Raw genomic sequence first — 18,005 nt, forward strand, 5'->3', positions numbered from 1 at the left:
CGCCATGGATAAAGGCGCGCACACATAAAACGGGAGACAAACCATGAAGCACCTTCGCCGCCATGCGGCTGCCGCGCTATGCGCCCTCGCCCTGGGCGCCTCCGCCCAGGCCCAGCAGGAACCCGGCATCACCGACAAGACCATCAGGATCGGCCTGTTCGCCCCGCTCTCGGGCAGCGGCATGGCCTATGGCTTCGACGTGCTCAACGCTGCCAAGATGTGGTACGCCAAGGTCAACAAGGAAGGCGGCATCAACGGCCGCCAGATCGAACTGGTGATCGAGGACGACCGCTGCAACGCCAACGACCTGGTGGCCGCGGTCAAGAAGCTGACCGAGCAGGACAAGGCGTTCCTGCTGAACGGCGGCTCATGCTCGGCCGCCGTCGTGGCCGCGCGCGAATACGTCGAGCGCGAGAAGGTGCCGCTGGTCATGCTCAACGCCTCCGGCGACGGCGCGCTGTACCCGCCGTCCAAGTACATCTACGGCGCCTTCTCGATCTCGCAACACGCCGTGGGCGGCTCGATGGTGCAGTTCGCCGCCGAGCACCTCAAGGGCAAGAAGATCGGCTACATCAATCACGACGACGCCTACGGCGGCTGGAACCTGGAGGCCGCCCAGGCCCAGGCCAAGCACCTGGGCGGCGTGAGCCTGCAGGTGCAGTCGGTCAATCCCAACATCACCGACGTTACCGCGCCGATGCTGAAGATCCGCGCCGGCAACCCCGACGTGCTGCTGCTGACCACCTACGCGCGGCCCGCCGCGCTGATCATCAAGAAGGCGCAGGAACTGGGCTGGAACAAGCCCATCGTGCTGGCCGTCAACGGCACCGCCGACCTGAAGCAACTGGTCGAGAACGTCGGCAACAAGGACGCCTTCAAGAACGTCTACATCCAGGAAGTATTGAGCGACATGCCTGGCGGCGCCAAGCTGAGCTGGGTCTACGACATGTACAAACAGGCCTATCCGGACCTGGCCTCCAAGCCCGGCCATCCGCAGACCTATATGCCCTACGGGCTGCCGTCGGCGATGGCGGTGGTCAACGCGCTCAAGGCCGCCGGCCCGCAGCCCACCCGCGAGAAGGTGCTGGCCGCGCTGGAGACCATGAAGTTCGATTCCGGCGTCATGGCCGGCCCGATCGAATTCGGCCCGAACGACCGCGCCGCGCAGGAGTCGGCCATCTACATCAAGTTCGACGGCAGCAACATGTCGCTCGTGCCGGGCGCCTTCAAGAGCGTCTGGCAGTACCAACCGTAACCGCCGCCACAGGCAGTGTGCTGTCCCGTAGATACGTGCGCATGACGAAATTCATCCATTGGCGTCAGGGCTAGGCGCAAACCGCAGTGCTACCCGTAGGTAGCGCGAGGATTTGCAACGACGCCATGGCGTCAAGGGGTGGATTTCGTGCGGGCGTATCTGCGGGACAGCACACCCGGTCCGCGCCGCGGCGCAGCGCCGCGCGGACCGCCGGAGACCATCATGAGCTTTGCCGATATCTGGTTGTTCCTGCAGCAGGGGGTGCTGTCGGGACTGGTGACGGGCAGCGTGTACGCGCTGCTGGCGGTCGCCGTCGTCATTATCTTCAAGACCACCGACGTGCCCAATTTCGCCCAGGGCGAGATCTTCATGGTCGGGGGCTACATCGCCCTGTTCCTGACCCTGGTGATGGGCTGGCCCTACCTGGTGGTCATTCCGGTGACGCTGGCCCTGGTGGCCGTGGTCTCCGGCCTGTTCCAGCGCGTGGTGATGGAGCGCGTCATCGCCTCCAAGGGCGTGGGCGTGCAGATGGTGATCGCCACGCTGGGCCTGGCCTACGCCCTGAAGGGGCTGGTGCGCCAGAGCGGGCTGGGCGACACGCCGCGCTCGCTGCCGCCGCTCGCCCCCACCGACGCCATCCTCATCGGCGACGCGGTGCTGACACAGCTGGACCTGGTGATCTTCGCCGTGGCCGTGGCCGTGATGCTGCTGCTGTACGCGATGTTCACCCATACCCGCGTGGGCAAGGCCATGCGCGCCGTCGGCATGAACCCCAAGGCCGCGCGCCTGGTGGGCGTGAACCTGACGCGCATCCGCATGATGGTGTGGGCGCTGTCCGGGCTGATCTCGGCCGTGGCCGCGCTGCTCATCACGCCCAAGATCCTGATCACGCCGGACATCGGCCACATCGCCATCCTGGCCTACGCGGCCGCCATCGTCGGCGGCATCACCAGCCTGCCCGGCGCGGTGGTCGGCGGCTTCGTGATCGGCGTGGCCGAGAACCTGGTGGGCCTGTTCATTTCGACCAACGCCATCGTCGTGGCGCCCTTCGTCGCCATCATGGTGGTGCTGCTGCTGCGCCCGCAAGGCCTGCTGGGCGGCAAACTGCAGGTGAAAAAAGTATGAAATCCAAGACCGACCGCGCCGTGCTGGCGCTGATGGCCGTGGTGCTGGCGGCCCTGCCGTTCATGGCCAGCGGCTACGTGATCTATGTCGTCAACCTGCTGATGGTGTTCGTGGTGCTGGCCCTGGGCCTGCATATCGTCATCGGCGAGACCGGGCAGTTCGCGCTGTCGCACGCCGCGTTCTACGGCGTCGGCATCTATACCGCCGGGCTGATCAACAACCTGTGGCATCCGCCCTTCTTCGTCTCGATCGTGGCGGGTGGACTGCTGGCCGCGCTGCTCGGCTACGTCATCGGCGCCCTGGCGCTGCGCATGCGCGACATCTACCTGGCGCTGTCGACCTTTGCCTTCGGCGAGGCAATGCAATGGGTGTTCCTGAACTGGCAGTCGGTGACCAACGGCTCGAACGGTTTTCGCATCTCGCCGGCCACGCTGTTCGGCTATGAACTGGTGTCCGACATCAAGGCCTACCCCTTCGTGGTCGCGATCGCCGCGCTGCTGCTGTGGGTCACCGTGGCGCTGTCGCGCTCGCAACTGGGCTCGGCCTTGCGTGCCGTGCGCGAAAGCGACGTGGCGGCGCAGGCGATGGGCGTGAACGTCAACGCCATCAAGCGCACCGCCTTCACGCTGTCGGCCGCCTACGCCGGCATTGCCGGCGGCATGTACACCACCTTCGCCTCGTTCATCCATCCGGAAAGCCTGGGGTTCCAGACCACCATCCTGATCCTGACCATGGTGGTGGTCGGCGGCATCGGCTCGGTGCGCGGCGCCATCGCCGGCGCGATCGGCTTCGGCCTGATCTCGGAACTGCTGCGCCAGGCGCTGTCGTTCCAGGAAATCATCTACGGCGTGATTCTGATGGGCTTCATGATGTTCGCGCCCAAGGGCCTGTTCGCCGGCCGCGAGGCCCGCCGCCGCGCGCCGCCCCCGGCCGCGCCGTTGCCCGCGCGCCAGGACGCCGCCGCCAAACCGACGCAAAGGAGCGCCGCATGAGCGCCCAACCCTATCTCGACGTCCAGGACCTGACGGTGAAGTTCGGCGGCCTGACCGCCATCAACGGCCTGTCGATGCAGGTCGAGCGCGGCCGCATCCATGCGCTGATCGGCCCCAACGGCGCCGGCAAGTCCACCACCTTCAACTGCGTCTCGCGCTACTACCGGCCGACCCAGGGCCGCATCGTTTTCGACGGCGTCGACATCACGAAAAAGAAGCCGCACGAGATGGCCGCGCTGGGCGTGGCCCGCACCTTCCAGAACCTGGAGCTGTTCAGCGCCCTGAGCGTGCGCGAGAACGCCTTGCTGGGCACCTATGCCCACGGCGCCAACACGGCCGCGCGCCTGCTGCGCCCGGCCAATGCCGAGGCGCGCGAGCGCGTCGAACACCTGCTGGAGCGCGTCGGCCTGGCCGACTTCCTCGACACACCGGCGTGCAGCCTGGACTTCGGCCGCCAGAAGATGCTGGAGCTGGCGCGCGCCCTGGCCATCTCGCCCAAACTGCTGTTGCTGGACGAGCCCGCCGCCGGCCTGCGCAACCGAGAAATCGAGACGCTCGACCGCATCCTGACCGAACTGTGCCAGCGTGACGGCATCACGGTGCTGCTGGTCGAACACGTGATGCAGCTGGTGATGTCGATCTCGGATCGCATCACCGTCATGTCGTTCGGCGAGAAGATCGCCGAAGGCACGCCCGCGGAGGTGCGCAGCAACCCCCGCGTCATCGAAGCCTATCTGGGCAAGGGAGCCGCCGGTGGCTGAAAACCTGCTTGAAGTCGAATCGGTCAGCGCCGCCTACGGCAACATCCGCGCCCTGCAGGATGTCTCGCTGACAGTGCCGCAAGGCGCCATCGTCGCGTTGCTGGGCGCCAACGGCGCCGGCAAGTCCACCACGCTCAACGTGATCTCGCGGCTGGTGACGCCCACCGCCGGCAGCGTGCGCTTTGCCGGCGAGGCCATCCACCGCCAGTCCGCCGACGCCATCGTCGGCCGCGGCATCGTGCAAGTGCCCGAAGGCCGCGAGATCTTCCGTGAAATGAGCGTGCGCGAGAACCTGGAGATGGGCGCCTACCTGCGCCAGGACCGCCAGGCGATCAAGACCGACCTGGACATGGTCTGCGACACCTTCCCGCGCCTGCGCGAGCGCTTCGAACAGAAGGCCGCCACGCTCTCGGGCGGCGAGCAGCAGATGCTGGCCACCGGGCGCGCCATGATGGCGCGCCCGCGCATGATCCTGCTGGATGAACCCTCCATGGGCCTGTCGCCGCTGGTGGTGGAACAGATCTTCGACATCGTGCTGCGCCTGAACCGCGAGCAAGGCATCACCATCCTGCTGGTGGAACAGAACGTGAAGCTGGCGCTGTCCGTGTCCAGCTACGCCTACATCCTGGAGAACGGCGAGATCGCGCTGGAAGGCGCATCGGCCGCGCTGGCCAGCGACGCAGGCGTGCAGCGCGCCTACCTGGGCGGCTAGGGAGAACACCATGGGCATGATGCAAGACAAGCGGGTTCTCGTCACCGGCGCCGGCCGCGGCCTGGGCGCCACCATCGCGCAGGGCTTCGCCCGCGAAGGCGCCACGGTGATCGTGGCCGACCTCGACCCCGCGCTGGCGCGCGCCAGCGCCCAGGCCATCGCCACGGCGGGCGGCCGCGCCGTCGATGCCGCGCTGGACGTGACCGATGCGCAGGCAGTGCGCGCCTTCGCCGCCGAATGCGAAGCGCGCCATGGCGCCCTCGACGTGCTGGTCAACAATGCCGGCATCTCGGCGCGCGCGCCGTTCGACGATCCCCAGACCCCGCAGATCTGGGAACGCGTGATGAACGTGAACCTGCAAGGCACCTTCAACGTCACCCACGCCTTCGTCGAACAGCTCAAGGCCAGCCGCGGCGCCATCGTCAACCTGTGCTCGATCGTGGCCTATGGCTGCGGCATCTCGACCGCCGGCTACGTGGTGTCCAAGGGCGGCGTGCGCTCGTTCACCGAAGTGCTGGCGCGCGACCTGGCGCCGCACGGCGTGCGCGTCAACGCCGTCGCCCCCGGCCTGATGGAAACCGAGATGACCGCCGGCCAGCGCGCCCAGGCCCACGGCACCGACTGGTACCTGCGGCGCGCGCCGATGGCGCGAACCGGACGCGCCGACGAAATCGTCGGCCCCGTGCTGTTCCTGGCCTCGGACATGGCCAGCTATGTCAATGGCGTGGTGCTGCCGGTGGACGGCGGCTACCTGGCCGTATAGGAATCGAAATGGAACCTCTCACCTCCCCCGGCACCGCGCTGGTCACCGGCGGCGCCAGCGGCATGGGCCTGGCGATCGTCGAACGGCTGGCGCGCGACGGCTTTCGCGTCGTCATGGCCGACCGCAACGCGGCCCTGGCCGACCAGGAAACCCAGGCGCTGCGCGCGCAAGGCCTGGACGTGGACTACCGCGTGGTCGACCTGGCCGACGAGCACGCCACCCGCGCCCTGGCGCGCGAACTGGCGCCGCTGGCGGCGCTGATCAACAACGCCGGCCTGTTCGACGAGCGCAAGTTCTTTGACGTCACCAGCGACGACTACCGCCGCATGTACGACGTCAACCTGCTGGCGGTGGCCACACTGACGCAGGAGGCCGCGCGCGACATGCCCGCCGGCGGCAGGATCGTCAACATCGCCTCGCGCGCCTACCTGGGCGCCCGCAATCATCCCCATTACGTGGCCTCGAAGGCCGCGCTGGTGGGCTACACCCGCGCCTCGGCCATGGAACTGGCGCCGCGCGGCATCCTGGTCAACGCCATCGCTCCCGGGCTGATCGACACGCCGCTGCTGCGCAACCTGAGCGCCGAGCGCCTGGCCGCCCAACTGGCGCTGCAGCCCACGGGCCGCGCCGGCCGGCCGCAGGACGTGGCCAACGCGGTGGCGTTCCTGGCCTCGCCGCGCATGGATTTCATCACCGGCCAGGTCATCTTCGTGGACGGCGGCAAATCGCTGGGCGGGTCGGGAGCATAGGCGGCATGGACAGCATCAAGTGGGACAAGGAAGTCGACGCGCTCGTGGTCGGCTCGGGCGCCGGCGGCATGAGCGCCGCGCTGACCGCCAGCGTGGCGGGGCTGGACGTACTTCTCATCGAAAAGACCGGCCGCATCGGCGGCTCGACGGCTATCTCCGGCGGCGCGCTATGGATACCGCTTAACTCGCAGACCGAGGCCGCCGGCCATCCGGACAGCTTCGACAAGGTTTGGACCTATCTGACGGAGACCGTCGGCGACGGCGCTGCCGACGCCATGAAGCGCGCCTACCTGGAGGCCGGCCCGCGCATGCTGGACGACCTGGTCGCGCGCGGCTTCCTGCAAGTGGCCGCGCGCACCGCCTCGCCCGACTATTACCCCGACCGGCCCGGCGCGGCCATGGGCGGCCGCTCGCTCGATCCGGTGGAATTCGACGGCCGCAAACTGGGCCGCCATTTCAAGACGCTGCGCGATCCGCTCAAGGAATTCACGGTGCTGGGCGGCATGATGGTCAGCATCACCGACGTGCGCCATCTGCTGCGCGCCACCCGCGCGTTTGCGTCCTGGCGCCATGCCATGAAGCTGGTGCTGCGCTACGGCGCCGACCGCCTGCGCGGTTATCACCGCGGCACCCGCCTGCTGCTGGGCAACGCGTTGGCCGCGCAGCTGTTCCACGCCATGCTGACGCGCCAGGTGCCGTACTGGCTCAACACGCCGGCGCTGACCCTGCTGCGCGACGCTGGCGGCGCGGTGCTGGGCGCCACCGTCGAACACCAAGGCCGGCGCCTGAACATCCGCGCGCGCCGCGGCGTGGTGCTGGCCACCGGCGGCTTTCCCTGGGATTCCGCCCGCCGCCGCCAAACCTACCCGCATCCCACCGGCGACTGGTCGATGGCGCCGCGCGACAACACCGGCGACGGCATCCGCCTGGCCGAAGCCGCCGGCGCGACGCTGGGCCAGGGCTATTCCAGCCCCGCCTTCTGGGCCCCAGTCTCCATCCTGGAGCAGCCCGGCGGCAAGCGGCTGCATTACCCCCACCTGGTATGGGACCGCGCCAAGCCGGGACTGATCGCCGTCAACGGCGCCGGCCGCCGCTTCGTCAACGAATCGACCTCGTACCACGCCTTCGTGCAGGCCATGTACCGCAGCCACGAACAGGCGCCGACAGTGCCCGCCTTCCTGCTGTGCGACCAGCGCTTCATCGACACCTGGGGCCTGGGCCTGGCGCTGCCGGGCGGACGCCCGCGCCAGCACCTGATCGACGCTGGCTACCTGTTGCAGGCGCCAACGCTGGAAGCACTGGCGCAGAAGCTGGGCGTGCCGGCCGACGCGCTGCGCGCCACCGTGGCGCGCTACAACGAACACGCGGCGCTGGGGCAGGACCCCGACTTCGGCAAGGGCGGCACCGCCTACAACCGCTACCTGGGCGACCCGGAACACCAACCCAACCCCTGCCTGGCGCCGCTCGGCGCCGGTCCCTACTACGCGGTCAAAGTCTATGCCGGCGACATCGGCACCGCCTGCGGCATCGCCGCCAACGGCAACGCGCAGGCCCTGGATGCCACGGGCCAGGTCATCGCCGGCCTGTACGTGGCCGGCAACGACATGCACTCGGTCATGGGCGGCGCCTACCCCGCGCCCGGCATCACGCTCGGACCCGCGCTGACGTTCGGCTGGGTCGCTGGACAACATCTGGCTCATGGCCAACACTGACGCTCCACCCTGACAAGGACTCCCATGAAGATCTACTTCTCGCCCGCCTCGCCCTTCGTGCGCAAATGCATGGTCATCGCCCATGAGCTGGGGCTGGCCGACCGCATCGAAAAGCTGCCCAGCGCCGCCGGCCCCGTGGCGCGCGACCAGACCATCATCCCCGACAACCCGCTGGGCCAGGTGCCGACGCTGATCACCGACGACGGCCAGCGCCTGTTCGACAGCCGCGTCATCTGCGAATACCTGAACGACCTGGGCAAAGGCGCGCTGTTCCCGGCCGGCGCCGCCCGCTGGCACGCGCTGACCGAGCAATCGCTGGGCGACGGCATGCTGGGCGCGGCGCTGCTGGCGCGCTACGAAACCGCGCTGCGGCCCGAGCCGCTGCGCTGGGACGGCTGGTACGAAGGCCAGATGGGCAAGGTGCGCGACGGCCTGGCGCTGCTGGAAAAAACCGCCGCCAGCCTCGAAGGCCGCCTCGACATCGGCACCATCACCATCGGTTGCGCGCTGGGCTACCTGGACTTCCGCTACCCCGATTTCGACTGGCGCGCCGGCCACCCCGCCGTCGCCGCCTGGTTCAAGGCGTTCAACCAGCGCCCGTCGATGCAGGCCACGTTGCCGCCCGCCTGAACCGATTTTGGGTCGGCGCCACGCCTGGAGAACCCGCCGGGCTCCCGGCCGGGCGCCGGGCCGGTACGGCGCCCCCTTTGGGTTCGCCGCTCGCCCCTGGCTTTTGCCAGGGGCTTTTTTTAGGTTCATCGCGAAATAGCCTGAACCGATCACGCGAGTTTTCAGAAAGATATCGCGGCGATCAACGCTCGATTCCTTGAAACTTATTGCGGCGTTTTTCCGACTTACAGCATGACTCATCAGTTTCAGACTGAGTGAAGGGTGAATAGGGAACTCACCCCTGTCATACATATTGATTTCACGATGCCGGATCGGTAACCATGTTGATCAAACAGCGGTGGCTCGATGCGCGCATTGCCGCTGGGCCAGATCAATCGTTTTGCTGTAAGCGTTGCACCACCGATTCATGAGCAAGCCTGTTCCAAAATTTCCCACCAGCGGCATCTATCCCTGGGTCAAGCAATACATCCAATCAATGCCGGCACTACATGGCAAGGTTGCTCTTGACATCCCCTGCGGCGATGGCCGTGCAACCGCCGTTTTGCGCGAATCCGGGGCCAACGTATTGGCCTACGATCTTTTTCCCGAGAGCTTTTTGCTGGACGGCCAAGCCCAATTCGCGGATCTGGCCGAACGCCTGCCTCTTCCGGATGACTCGGTCGATCTCGTCGTATGCCAGGAAGGCATCGAGCATCTGCCGAATCAATTGCTCGCCTTGCAGGAATTCCACCGTGTGCTGAAACCCGGCGGCACGCTGATCATCACGACGCCCAACATTTCCAACCTGGTCGGCAGATTGGCCAACCTGGTATTCGAGTCGCAACTGTTGCGTGATACGCCGTATGCCGCCGAAGAATCCGCCTGGCGCATGGAGCATGCCGGTCCGGACGGAGCCTCTCAGGCGCGGACGTATTACGGCCACATTTTCCTGGCCGGCGTCCAGCGCCTGCGCACGCTACATCGCTTGGCCGGCTTCACTGACATTCGTGAGCTGCCGACACACAAGAGCACTTCTTCCTTGCTGCTCGTTCCATTTCTGCTTCCCATCATTGTCCTGCTCAATCTCAAATCCATGTGGAGAGCGAAAGGGCGGCTGCGAAACAACCCCGTCCTCTGGGCGGAAAAACAAGCGCAGTTCCGGACCAACCTGTCACGCCCGACATTGTTCAATCGGAATCTCTTCCTGGTGAGCCAGAAAGGTTCTTTGGCATGCAGCGATTCGGCCTGACCGCACAGGCTGATTTGAATCGGTTGCGGTTTTTCTCTTACAGATGGAAATGCGGCCGCGCGCGGCGCCGTCTATATTGAACTTTCGAGATACCGGCCAGACCAACCTGTAACCCTCATCGAACCGGGAGCCCACGCATGAACGTGTCCGCCGTCTCCCCCATCGCCCGAGTCGCCGCGCCGTATGCCGCGCGCATTCCGCTGCTGGACGATACCCGCCCCGTCTGGGAGGCCGAATGGGCCGCCCGCAATGCCGCCACCCGCCGGGCCCAACGCAGCGCGCAGGCGCAGGCCGCCTGGCAGGCCCAGCGCATCGCCCGTGCTGGCGCCTCGCCGCAGGCAGAAGACGCCGATGCCGGCCGCGCCGTCACCAACACGCCATCCCGGACGGTTGCCCTCGCGGCCGCGGCGCCCGCCGCCGTCAACGTCGACCAGTTGCGCGAGCTGTACGCCGATGCCCGCCTGCGCCGCGCCGTCGACGAATTTGCGGCGCGCCCCGACCCGGTGGCGCTGCGCGCCGATAGCGCCAACGATCTCGGCACCATCGCGGGCCTGGCGCCGCTGCAGCCCTATCGCGTGGCCATGGGCAACCCGCAAGTGCAGGATTTACAGACCACCGTGGCCTTGAAGGCCGCCGGCCTCGGCATTCCCAAGGTCCAGAACATCGGCCCGACCGAGAACGTCACCGACAACGCGCGCTACCGGCCCAACGCCCGCACTTGACTGAACCGCGCGGGCGCAACCCGCGCCTTATGGCCGCTCGGCGCCGTACACGAAGGGCTCGTGCAGAAACGCCTCGTGCGCGCCACTCCCGCCGATGCAAGCAAGAAAAAGCCGCCCACAGGGGCGGCTTATCGCTTGCCGGACGGCGACATCCGATCAGTGGAAGAACTCGGCGATCATCGTCGCGCCCATGAAGGTGCCGGCGTTGGCCGCCAGCGACACCACCACGATCTTCCAACCCAGCTTGCGGAAGGCCGGCAGGTCCTTCAGGATCGACAGGCCGGCCATCGCCAGGATCACCGTGGTGAACGGCAGGAAGTTCACCTTGTTGACGGCGGCGATGATCTGGTCCGAATACGGCACCACGCCAGGGCAGCCCACGGTCATCGCGATCAGCGACAGCACCGCCACGGCCGGCAACTTGGGCACCACGCGCAGCAGCAGGTCGGCAATGACAACCAGCAGGATGATGATGAGCATGCCGGGCAGCGCGTCCAGGATCGGCACCTTGTAGCCGAACTGGTTGCCAACCAGCGCGAACAGGCCGCACACGGCATAGGCCGTCAGGCGGTCGCCGAAACCCATCTTCACCGCGTGCGACGGCGCATCGGTCGCCGCCGAAGGCTCGGCGGCGGCGTCGGCCTTGCCGCGCGTGAAGCGGCCCAGCACCGGCTCCAGCTTGCCATACAGGAAGACCGTGGTCGGCAGCGAAATGAACAGCGTGAAGTACACGCCCACCACCGTGGTCAGCAGGTTGGCGGCGGCGGCCAGCGCGGCCACCTGGTGCGCCACTTCCGGCGTCTGCTGCGAAGCGATCGCGCCCACGCCAGCGGCCATCATGCTGCCCGAGCCCACGCCGGCGCCCATGGCGAGCGAACGCGGGTCGAAGATGTTCAGGCTGGTGATGAAGCCGGCCATCAGCGCCACGAACAGCGCGCCGATCACGGTGCCGGTGATGTACTCGGCCATCACGCCGCGGCCTTCGGGCGAATTCATGCCGTAGCGCTCGCCGATGATCGCCAGGCTGGGCTCGCGGCCCACCGAGAACGTCGCGCCAATGGCTTCGCGCTTGATGCCCAACAGCAGCGCCAGCGGCAGGCCGATGGCCATGGTGCCGAAGAAGTGGCCGAATTCCTGGAACACCAGCGCCCAGCCGGCCTCGCGCACCTGCGGCAGCGAACCGCCGACCATCAGGCCGAGTTTGGCCAGGAACGGCAGCAGCGCGTATTGCAGGTAGCCGCTGATGCGGGTCTGCATGGCGGTGTCGATGCCAGCGCCGGCCGGCATGCGCTGGCCGACGGCGGCCACCACCGCGCCGATGAAGATGGCCCAGAGCATGGGTTGCAGAACGATCTTGCCCGGGCCCACCGCGAAGGTGGCGCTGCCGATCGCTTCGGACACGAGTACCACCAGCAAGATGGCGACAAGCATGCGGATGCGGCTGGACAACGACATGGCGGGCATGGCCAGGCTGGCGCTGGCATGAGACATCGGATTCCCCTGAGTGCGTGAATAGGTATTAGGCGCGGCCCTCTCGTCGCATCCACGGCGGCCGCCTCCGGCGGCAGGGCCAGTGCGGGACGGCTCGCGGCGCGGGCGGGCGGGCGGCAGCGGCGATTTTCGCCCGGGGGCCGGCGCGCCAACCATGACAGCGCTGGGGCTAATGTGTTGCGTAAAATGCAACAGATGCCCCTGGACGGGGAATTTTTTGCAAGAACCGACCGTCCACCAGGGTAAACCCTTTATCTATTGCAAGCCGAATCGACGCTTCTGCGCCACGGAGCCACCGCCATGGACGAAAAACTCGACGCCCGCCGCACCCACTACTTCATGCAGGTCATGAGCCGGGGTTCGGTGCGCGGCGCCGCCGAAGTGCTGAACATGGATCCGTCCGCCGTCAGCCGCGCCATTGCCGCGCTGGAACGCGACTGCGGCATGGCCCTGTTCGAGCGGCGCGGCCGCGGGGTGGTGCCGACCGACGCCGGCCACATCCTGGCGCGCTACGTCAAGCGCCAGCAGAACATCCAGGAAAGCTTCTTCTCGGAAATCGACAGCCTGCGCAAGGCCGAACGCGGCCACATCGACCTGGTGCTGGGCGAGGGCTTCGTCGAAATGATGTTCGACCAGGTGCTGCCCGGCTATTGGCGCCACCATCCCGAGGTGACGCTGGACATCGACGTGGCCCGCACCTCGGAGATCGTGCAGCGCATCGTCGACGACCTGGCCTATATCGGACTGGTGTTCCAGCCGCCCAACGACGCCCGGCTGCGCACGCACTACTCGCGGCCGGAGCCGATCCGCGCCATCGTGCGCCAGGACCATCCGCTGACGCGCCTGCAACGGCCGCTGCTGCTGACCGACCTGGTCGAGTATCCCGGCGCCTCGATGCAGGAAGGCTTCGGCGTGCGCCAGCACATCCAGGCCGCCGAGATCAGCGAACAGGTGCGCCTGCGCAACGTGCTGACCACCTCCTCGTTCAAAGCGCTGTGGCAGTTCGCCGCCACCGGCATCGGCTACGCCCTGACGCCCCCCATCGCCGTCACCGCCGACATGGCCGCGATGCGCCTGGCCAGCCTGCCGCTGGCCAACCCGATCCTCAACCAGGGCAGCCTGCACGTGCTCAGCCGCGCCGGCCGCCATATTTCGCCGGCCGCGCGCGAACTGCTGGACCACATCGTGCGCGGCATCGGCACGCCCGGGAGCGGCGCCATCTGATACGGTCGCGCGGGACCAAACTGCATCTGCCCCGGCCGCGCCGGGCCGGCTACAGTGGTCCCATCCCCTGTCAGGAGACCTTCGCCATGCTCAGCTTCCTGCGCACGGTCAAATCCGTCCTGTGGGGCTTTTTCGGCGTGCGCCGCGGCCGTGGCTACGACGCCGACATCGCCCACAACAAGCCCGCCCCACTGATTCTCACCGGCCTGTTGATGGCCGCCTGCCTGGTGGCAATCCTGGTGCTGGTGGCCCGCTGGGCGGTCACTGCGGCCCTGTAGGCGCCGCGGGGGCATACCGTTATTACCAGAATGACTTAGACGGTCGGAACGGCTGCCTGTTACGGTTATGAATCCCCCGTCCCCGTCCGCGGTGGACCGTGCTCCCGGGACCAGACCGAGAAGACCTCAAGGGCAGTAGACATGTACGTGTATGACCCCGTCGACCAGCAGCTCGTCGAGCAGCGCGTGGCGCAGTTCGCCGACCAGACGCGCCGCTTTCTCGACGGCCAGCTCACCGAAGATGAATTCCGCGTCCTGCGCCTGCAGAACGGCCTGTACATCCAGCGCCACGCGCCGATGCTGCGGGTGGCCATCCCCTACGGCATCCTGGCCTCGCGCCAGCTGCGCACCCTGGCGCACATCGCGCGCAAGTGGGACCGCGGCTACGGCCACTTCAGCACGCGCCAGAACATCCAGTTCAATTGGCCCAGGCTGGAAGACGTGCCGGACATCCTGGCCGAACTGGCCACGGTGCAGATGCACGCCATCCAGACCAGCGGCAACTGTATCCGCAACACCACCACTGACCACTTCGCCGGCGTTGCGCCGGACGAACTGATCGACCCGCTGGTGTGGTGCGAGATCATCCGCCAGTGGTCCACGCTGCACCCCGAATTCGCGTTCCTGCCGCGCAAGTTCAAGATTGCCGTCAGCGGCGCCGTGCAGGACCGCGCCGCGGTCGGCGTGCACGACATCGGCCTGCAGGCGGTCGAGCGCGACGGCAAGCTGGGCTTTCGCGTCTGGGTCGGCGGCGGCATGGGCCGCACGCCGATCGTCGGCAAGCTGATCAACCCCTTCGTGCAGTGGCAGGACCTGCTGACCTACCTGCAGGCCGCGCTGCGCGTCTACAACCTGCATGGCCGCCGCGACAACAAGTACAAAGCGCGCATCAAGATCCTGGTGAAGGACCTGACGCCGGAAGTCTACGCGCAGCAGGTCGATGAACAGTGGCAATTGATCAAGGGCGGCCCCGACACCATCACGCAGGAATTCGTCGATTCCATCGCCGCGCGTTTCATCCGGCCGCAATACGATCCGGCCGCCGCCAACGACACCGACGACACCGCCGCGCTGGCCGCGGCCGACCCGCGCTTCGCGCGCTGGGTCCGCACCAACGTGCATGCCCACAAGGCCCCGGGCTACGCCGCCGTCACGGTCTCGCTCAAGGCCACAGGCGTGCCGCCGGGCGACATCACCGCCGACCAGATGGACGCGGTGGCCGCGCTGGCCGATGAATACGGCTTCGGCGAACTGCGCGTGTCGCACGAGCAGAACCTGATCCTGGCCGACGTGCGCCGCGCCCGCCTGCACGAACTGTGGGGCAAGCTGCAGGCGCTGAACCTGGCCACGCCCAACGTCGGCCTGCTGACCAACATCATCGCCTGTCCGGGCGGGGATTTCTGCGCGCTCGCCAACGCCGTGTCGATCCCCGTGGCCGAGGCCATCCAGCGCCAGTTCGACAACCTCGACTACCTGTTCGAGATCGGTGAACTGGACCTGAACATCTCCGGCTGCATCAACTCCTGCGGCCACCACCACGTCGGCCACATCGGCATCCTGGGCGTGGACAAGGCCGGCGAGGAGTGGTACCAGGTCACCATCGGCGGGCGCCAGAACGGCGCCGCCAAGCCGCTGCCCGACATCGAATCGACGCGCGGCGGCGGCGCGGCCATCGGCCGCATCATCGGCCCCTCGTTCGCGCGCGACCAGGTGCCGGGCGTGGTCGACCGCCTGATCCGCACCTACCTGGGCCTGCGCGACAGCGAGGAGGAACGCTTCATCGACGTGGTCGACCGCGTCGGCATCGAGCCCTTCAAGCAAGACGTGTACGCCGATCCGGCCTTCGCCAAACCCCAGGCGCAGGAGGCCGCCCATGTCTGAGCCCTATGCCCACGACGCCCCCGGCCCGCACCTGATCCGCAACGGCCGGCTCGAAGCCGACGATGCGCGCCCCTTCGTGCCTGACCCGGAAGTCGCCGCCGAAGGCCAGGTGCCTGCCGACGCGCCCGGCTGGATCGTGCCGCTGGCCACCTGGAAAGCCTCGCACGCCACGCTGCGCCGCCATCGCCACCCGGTCGCAATCCTGCTGGAGCCGGACGCCGACCTGCGCGACCTGCTGGAAGCCGACGGCACGCTCGACCCGGCCGGCATCGCCTTCATCGCGGTGGACTTCCCGGTCTACACCGACGGCCGCGGCTATTCGCTGGCGCAGCTGCTGCGCACCCGCTACCAGTGGACCGGCGAACTGCGCGCCGTTGGCGACGTGATGATCGACACCATCCACTACCAGGCGCGCGTCGGTTTCGACAGCTTCCTGGTCAAGCCGGGCCACGATCCGCGCAAGGCGCTGGACGCGTTCAAGACCTTCACCGTGCATTACCAGAAGACCTACCGCGCGCCGGCGCCGGCCCAGGCCTGACGCGCAGCGCCGGCCTCGATGCGATCGGGGCCGGCGCGTTCCCTCAATCCGCCTCGTCCGCCGCGCCCGGCAGGCTCCAACGCTGGCGCCTGACCTCGTCCTGCGCCAGCTGGCCGCGGATCAATTCGGCGATCGCACGCTGGCGCGGCGCCTGCATGCGGTCGATCAGGCTCGATACGCTGACCGCCAGCCGCGGGTAACCGCCAGCGTCGCACAGCGCCACGCCCACGCCCAACACCCCCGGCACGGCGGCGTTGCCCACCACCGCCCACCCTCGGTCACGCGTGTTCTCCGCCAGCCGCCGCATCTGCGCCACCGTCATGCCGCCATAGGCGCGCAAGGCCTGTTCGTTCTGCGCGATCACCTCGTCGGCCTCGGCCGTCGGCAAGGCGCCCAGCAGCGCCAGGCCGGCCGCGCCCACCCCCAGCGGCTGGCGATGGCCGATCGTCACCGCCAGCACCTGCACCGGGTAATTGCCCACCTCGCGGTGCAGGCAGAGCGAATCGCCGCCGGCGCGGCAGATCAGGAACGCCGAATCGCCGCTCACGTCGCTGATCTGCCGCAGCACCGGGCGCAGGCTGCGCACCGCCTCGGCATGCGGATCGCCGGCCAGCATCACGCCCAATTCCGCCATGCGCCAGTGCGGCGCGTCCGGCTCACGCAGCGCATAGCCTTCCTGCGCCAGCACATCCAGGTAGCGGTACACGGTGGAACGCTGCATGCCGGCGGCGCGCGCGATGTCGGTGACATGCATGCCGGCCGCGCCCGCCCGGCGCAGCACGCCCAGGACCCGCAACCCGCGCCGCAGCACCCGCGGGCCGCCATCGTCGTTTTCCGGCTTGTTCATTTTCTGGACACCTTGCATTGATGAGGCGCTTATCAAAGCCCAATATGAAGTCGGGCAGGCATAGATCTGTCCAAATATTAGACAAACAGGACGGAGACAACCATGCAGACATTCAGCAAGCGGCTGGCCGCGAGCGTCGCGGCCCTGGCGAGCGCCCTGGCCTTCAGCACCCCCGGCCATGCCGCCGGGGCCTACCCCGACCGCCCGGTGACCCTGGTGGTCGGCTATGCCGCGGGCGGCGCCACCGACATCGTCGCGCGACTGGTGGCCAAGTCGCTGGCCGAGGAACTGGGGCAGACCTTCGTGGTCGAGAACAAGACCGGCGCCAACAGCAATATCGGCGCCGAAATCGTCTCGCGCGCCGCGCCCGACGGCTACACCTTGTACGTCGGCTCGATCGCCAACACCATCAATCGCTCGCTCTACAGCAAGCTGAACTACGACTTCGTCAAAGACTTCAAGCCCATCGGCCTGCTGGCGACCATCCCGAACATCCTGGTGGTCAACCCCAAGCTGCCGGTCAAGACGGTGCAGGAGTACATCGACTACGCCAAGGCCCATCCGGGCAAGCTGACCTGCGCCTCGTCCGGCACCGGCTCATCCATCCACTTGTCGTGCGAGCTGTTCAAAATGCGCACCGGCACCGACATCCTGCATGTGCCGTATCGCGGCAGCGGCCCGGCGGTGGCGGACCTGCTGGGCGGCCAGGTGGACTCCATGTTCGACAACCTGCCCTCGTCGCTGCCGCACGTGCAGGGCGGCAAGCTGCGCCCCATCGGCGTGACCTCGCCGCAGCGCCTGGCGGTGCTGCCCGATGTGCCGACGCTGGCCGAATCCGGGCTGCCCGGCTTCGACGTCGAATCCTGGTTCGGCTTGATGGCGCCCGCGGGCACGCCGCAAGCCGTCATTGACCGCCTGAACCAGGCCATGAACAAAGCGCTGGCCAGCGCCGCCTTGCAGGCGTCCTACAAACAGGCCGGCTTCTACGCGCCCAAACCGCCCAACACGCCGGCGACCTTCTCCACGAAGATCGCCAGCGAAATCGACAAGTGGGGCGCGGTAGTCAAACGCGCCGATATCAAGGCCAACTGAGGAGC

18 protein-coding genes are annotated in these 18,005 nt (G+C 67.7%); 16 read left to right on the forward strand and 2 right to left on the reverse strand.

Annotation, left to right across the window (positions count from 1 at the left end):
- The first annotated feature begins 43 nt into the window (after positions 1–43).
- The 11 genes from HV701_RS09120 (at position 44) to HV701_RS09170 (ending at position 10,649) form a co-directional block, all read left to right on the forward strand.
- The gene (locus HV701_RS09120; protein ID WP_175132754.1) at positions 44–1,255 is read left to right on the forward strand and encodes an ABC transporter substrate-binding protein; all 1,212 of its coding nucleotides are present in this window, start codon (positions 44–46) and stop codon (positions 1,253–1,255) included.
- A gap of 222 nt (positions 1,256–1,477) precedes the next feature.
- The gene (locus tag HV701_RS09125; RefSeq protein ID WP_175132755.1) at positions 1,478–2,380 is read left to right on the forward strand and encodes a branched-chain amino acid ABC transporter permease; all 903 of its coding nucleotides are present in this window, start codon (positions 1,478–1,480) and stop codon (positions 2,378–2,380) included.
- Positions 2,377–3,372, forward strand: coding sequence for a branched-chain amino acid ABC transporter permease (locus HV701_RS09130; protein ID WP_175132756.1), 996 nt, complete (start codon positions 2,377–2,379; stop codon positions 3,370–3,372). The genes HV701_RS09125 and HV701_RS09130 overlap by 4 nt, the downstream gene beginning before the upstream one ends.
- The gene (locus HV701_RS09135) at positions 3,369–4,133 is read left to right on the forward strand and encodes an ABC transporter ATP-binding protein (protein ID WP_175132757.1); all 765 of its coding nucleotides are present in this window, start codon (positions 3,369–3,371) and stop codon (positions 4,131–4,133) included. Before HV701_RS09130 ends, HV701_RS09135 begins: the two co-directional genes overlap by 4 nt.
- Positions 4,126–4,845, forward strand: coding sequence for an ABC transporter ATP-binding protein (locus tag HV701_RS09140; protein ID WP_175132758.1), 720 nt, complete (start codon positions 4,126–4,128; stop codon positions 4,843–4,845). The genes HV701_RS09135 and HV701_RS09140 overlap by 8 nt, the downstream gene beginning before the upstream one ends.
- A gap of 10 nt (positions 4,846–4,855) precedes the next feature.
- Positions 4,856–5,608: an SDR family NAD(P)-dependent oxidoreductase gene (locus HV701_RS09145; RefSeq protein WP_175132759.1), complete on the forward strand. Its 753-nt coding sequence runs from the start codon at positions 4,856–4,858 to the stop codon at positions 5,606–5,608.
- 8 nt (positions 5,609–5,616) lie between these two features.
- Positions 5,617–6,357, forward strand: coding sequence for an SDR family NAD(P)-dependent oxidoreductase (locus HV701_RS09150; RefSeq protein ID WP_175132760.1), 741 nt, complete (start codon positions 5,617–5,619; stop codon positions 6,355–6,357).
- A gap of 5 nt (positions 6,358–6,362) precedes the next feature.
- Entirely contained in the window at positions 6,363–8,069 is a 1,707-nt protein-coding gene (locus HV701_RS09155) for an FAD-dependent oxidoreductase (protein ID WP_175132761.1), read from the forward strand.
- A gap of 24 nt (positions 8,070–8,093) precedes the next feature.
- Positions 8,094–8,699, forward strand: a complete 606-nt coding sequence (locus HV701_RS09160) for a glutathione S-transferase (protein WP_175132762.1) — start codon at positions 8,094–8,096, stop codon at positions 8,697–8,699.
- 391 nt (positions 8,700–9,090) lie between these two features.
- Positions 9,091–9,927, forward strand: coding sequence for a class I SAM-dependent methyltransferase (locus HV701_RS09165; RefSeq protein WP_338077762.1), 837 nt, complete (start codon positions 9,091–9,093; stop codon positions 9,925–9,927).
- Positions 9,928–10,064: 137 nt separating this feature from the next.
- The gene (locus HV701_RS09170) at positions 10,065–10,649 is read left to right on the forward strand and encodes a hypothetical protein (RefSeq protein ID WP_175132764.1); all 585 of its coding nucleotides are present in this window, start codon (positions 10,065–10,067) and stop codon (positions 10,647–10,649) included.
- Positions 10,650–10,805: 156 nt separating this feature from the next.
- Here HV701_RS09170 and HV701_RS09175 read toward each other — a convergent pair whose 3' ends face one another.
- Complete coding sequence (locus HV701_RS09175; protein ID WP_175132765.1) at positions 10,806–12,140, reverse strand: DUF3100 domain-containing protein; 1,335 nt, start codon at positions 12,138–12,140, stop codon at positions 10,806–10,808.
- A 300-nt stretch (positions 12,141–12,440) separates the two neighbouring features.
- Between HV701_RS09175 and HV701_RS09180 the strand changes: the two genes are divergently transcribed.
- The 4 genes from HV701_RS09180 (at position 12,441) to HV701_RS09195 (ending at position 16,061) form a co-directional block, all read left to right on the forward strand.
- Positions 12,441–13,364 (forward strand): LysR family transcriptional regulator, encoded by a 924-nt coding sequence (locus tag HV701_RS09180; RefSeq protein ID WP_175132766.1) that lies wholly within the window; start codon positions 12,441–12,443, stop codon positions 13,362–13,364.
- Positions 13,365–13,450: 86 nt separating this feature from the next.
- On the forward strand, positions 13,451–13,642 hold the full coding sequence (locus HV701_RS09185; RefSeq protein WP_175132767.1) for a DUF2970 domain-containing protein: 192 nt from the start codon (positions 13,451–13,453) through the stop codon (positions 13,640–13,642).
- 141 nt (positions 13,643–13,783) lie between these two features.
- Positions 13,784–15,523: a nitrite/sulfite reductase gene (locus HV701_RS09190; protein ID WP_175132768.1), complete on the forward strand. Its 1,740-nt coding sequence runs from the start codon at positions 13,784–13,786 to the stop codon at positions 15,521–15,523.
- Positions 15,516–16,061: a DUF934 domain-containing protein gene (locus HV701_RS09195; RefSeq protein ID WP_175132769.1), complete on the forward strand. Its 546-nt coding sequence runs from the start codon at positions 15,516–15,518 to the stop codon at positions 16,059–16,061. The genes HV701_RS09190 and HV701_RS09195 overlap by 8 nt, the downstream gene beginning before the upstream one ends.
- Positions 16,062–16,104: 43 nt before the next feature.
- Here HV701_RS09195 and HV701_RS09200 read toward each other — a convergent pair whose 3' ends face one another.
- Positions 16,105–16,908 (reverse strand): IclR family transcriptional regulator, encoded by an 804-nt coding sequence (locus HV701_RS09200; protein ID WP_175132770.1) that lies wholly within the window; start codon positions 16,906–16,908, stop codon positions 16,105–16,107.
- A 102-nt stretch (positions 16,909–17,010) separates the two neighbouring features.
- Here HV701_RS09200 and HV701_RS09205 point away from each other — a divergent pair, with 102 nt between their 5' ends.
- On the forward strand, positions 17,011–18,000 hold the full coding sequence (locus HV701_RS09205; protein WP_175132771.1) for a Bug family tripartite tricarboxylate transporter substrate binding protein: 990 nt from the start codon (positions 17,011–17,013) through the stop codon (positions 17,998–18,000).
- The last annotated feature ends 5 nt before the right edge of the window (positions 18,001–18,005 follow it).

The sequence above is a fragment of the Achromobacter pulmonis genome, assembly GCF_902859765.1.
Classification (GTDB): Bacteria; Pseudomonadota; Gammaproteobacteria; order Burkholderiales; family Burkholderiaceae_B; genus Achromobacter; species Achromobacter pulmonis.